The 2751-nt window shown below is 46.1% G+C and carries 3 protein-coding genes and 1 pseudogene; all 4 read right to left on the bottom strand.

Annotated features, from left to right (window positions below; translation table 11 throughout):
- Positions 1–47 precede the first annotated feature (47 nt).
- Positions 48–1163, bottom strand: a pseudogene (locus IQ219_RS18775) (TRAP transporter large permease subunit); the annotation flags it as partial.
- Entirely contained in the window at positions 1163–1705 is a 543-nt protein-coding gene (locus tag IQ219_RS18780) for a TRAP transporter small permease subunit (RefSeq protein WP_194073617.1), read from the bottom strand. The pseudogene IQ219_RS18775 and the gene IQ219_RS18780, both read right to left, overlap by 1 nt.
- A gap of 148 nt (positions 1706–1853) precedes the next feature.
- Positions 1854–2522 (bottom strand): DUF3226 domain-containing protein, encoded by a 669-nt coding sequence (locus IQ219_RS18785; RefSeq protein WP_194073618.1) that lies wholly within the window; start codon positions 2520–2522, stop codon positions 1854–1856.
- A partial coding sequence (locus IQ219_RS18790) for a hypothetical protein (protein ID WP_228017365.1) occupies positions 2523–2751 on the bottom strand: 229 nt, incomplete at its 5' end.

Genomic DNA, 2751 nt, shown 5'->3' on the forward strand with positions numbered 1-2751 from the left:
GTGAGAAATGAGGTTTGTAGGTTATCCCCCACAATTATCCCATTCTAGATTAAATCTTGATTTAGGGCTTCCGCCACCGGTTTAAACAGGGGCAGAACAATAAAGGCAATTTCAAAAAAGTCAATGAAAAATCCCAGGATAAAAATGGTCAACATACTTACGGCTAGAAAGCCCATTTGACCGCCGGGTAAATTGGCTAAAATATCAAACATAAACCGATCGCCTTCTAGCCCCCGGAACACCAAACTAAAGGCGGTGGAGCCCAACAAAATTAACATCACCATGCTAGTAATGCGTAGGGTCGCGTCACACACCTGCCAGAGGGATTGCCAAGTTAACTTTTGATTAGCCAAGGCCAAGGCGATCGCCCCGATGGATCCCACGGCCCCCGCTTCGGTGGGACTAGCAATGCCAAAGAAAATACTGCCCAACACCAATAGAATCAAAACTAGGGGAGGCAGCATCACCTGTACTATGCGTCTGCGTAATTCCTGACCCCCAATGTTCCTAACTTCGGCCGGCAAGGCGGGGGCTAGATTTGGTTTAAGCCAAGCGATGATGAGGACATAGATGGCAAAACTGCCGGCCATCATCAACCCAGGCAAGAGAGATCCAATGAATAGATCCCCCACGGAAACTCCCAATTGATCTGCTAAAACGATCAAAACTACGCTAGGAGGAATAATTTGTCCAAGGGTGCCTGAAGCAACAATTACCCCAGAAGCTAGTTCCTTGCTGTAGCCATAGCGCAACATAATGGGTAGAGAAATTAAGCCCATGGCGACCACGGTGGCCGCCACAACCCCAGTGGTCGCCGCTAGCATAGTGCCCACCAGAATCACTGCTAAGGCAAGGCCTCCCCGCAAATGTCCCAGGATAATGCCCATGGTTTCTAGTAGTTGTTCGGCAATGCCAGACCGCTCCAGCATGGATCCCAAAAAAATGAAAAAGGGAATGGCCAGGAGGGTGCCATTGGCCATAATGCCAAAAATCCTTTGGGGCATGGCGGACAAAAATATAGGGTCAAAGGAACCCAAGGCTGCACCGATAATGGCAAATAAAATCGCCACTCCCCCCAGAGAAAAGGCAACGGGATAGCCCCAGCCCAGGAAGACCAATGCCCCCACAAACATCATTGGTCCTAACCAGTCGTAGTCAACCATTAATCCCTAACCTCCGTATCAGCATGGCCAAGGGCGATCGCCAGATTTTTAATTCCTTCCGCAATGCCTTGGAGGATCAGTAGGACAAAACCGACAATAATCATTGTTTTAATGGGATAACGGGGTAATCCCCCTGGATCCGGGGAAGTTTCCCAAATTTGCCAGGAATTGAGCACCGATTCCCAGGAATAAAAAATCACCAGCCCACAAAACGGCAATAAAAATAGACAAGTGCCCAATAAATTCACCCAGGCCCGCTGGCGATCGCCAAGGGATTTGTAGAAAATATCCACTCGCACATGGTCATTAGTTTGTAGTGTGTAGGCCGCACCTAGGAGAAAAACTAGGTCAAATAAATACCATTGGGCTTCCAGCAAACCATTGGAGGCTAAATTCTGGCCCACTAAGCGACCAAGGTAGCGCCCCACCACATTCCAACCGCCTATTAGTACCATTGCTAATACCAGCCAAGCAGTGAATTTGCCGATCCAAGCGGTGAATTGATCGATGGCGTGGGCAATTCTTAAAAGTATGCGGAGCAATTATTTACCTCTCCGTCTAGACAGTAATGTTTATGGACTAGTAAGGGCAATTCATCCCTAACCCCAAGACTGAAAAAGAAGTGAGGAAGTTTCTTTGCCTAATCCTAGGATATTGAGAATCTCAACCGTAATTTTTTCGTGTCAAATTTCACAACTCGTACAGCAACTTAAACCAATCGACAAAAGCCTGGGCATTATGCCTTGTTGGTACGAAGATTTTTTGTTTAACTGCATCGTGTAATTGCCTTCCGGGAGGATCTTGCCAAGCGAGCCAAGTATAAATATTAGCTTTGTCTGTCTGCACACCCGTAAATGGTGCGTTATGTTTTTTTGCCGTTTGGGCCGATTGTTTGGCAAAAGTCCAAAGTTCATCTGATTCATCTGGAACCAGGTACGCAAGAAAAGTCTCTAGCATCCCCCGCATCTGGTTATTAGGCATAATCCAAATACCAAACCTAATTGGATTTTGACTTATATTTTTATTGTCGACTGTATGCAGCAAACCTGTTTTTGGAAGAGATTCTGGGAACTCAGTGTTGGCGATCGTCAAAGAACAGGCATTTCTTAAACTCTGCCATCTAGCGGTAATATCATCATCGGCATCGACAACAATTCCTAGGTGAGTTATCCCAGATTTCAGATAAGCTCGGATTTCAAAAGGATTAGCTAAATTTTCGTACCCATTACAATCTTCTATCTTGACCAGTGGATTTTTGTTTGGCCAATCAACGCCATTAGCTTCCCTCAAATAGGGAATGACCCGCTGATCTTCCTTTCCTTCCACTAACAAGATTTTGGGAATAAATTTTTGCGCCATTCATCGAACCTCAATGTCCCGTTCTGCGGCGATCGCCATTTCTTTTTCTGTGTAAGAAATACTACGGTCATGGCCTTTTTCAATGCGGTGAATAGCAATTCCAGGCACTGTCCTTTTAAGGAGTGAAGTGGCAAAAGCCTCTACAGGTAAGTATTTCTGCAATTTCGACAGGGCGGTCAATGAAGCCCATGGCCATAGCCGGAGTGGTATTTTTTCCCAGACTTCCATG

This window comes from Synechocystis sp. LEGE 06083, from assembly GCF_015207725.1.
Lineage (GTDB): Bacteria > Cyanobacteriota > Cyanobacteriia > Cyanobacteriales > Microcystaceae > Synechocystis > Synechocystis salina.

Excerpts from the sequence above, each read along its gene's own strand:
- IQ219_RS18785 (WP_194073618.1), bottom strand. The coding sequence starts at position 2,522 with ATGGCGCAAAAATTTATTCCCAAAATCTTGTTAGTGGAAGGAAAGGAA.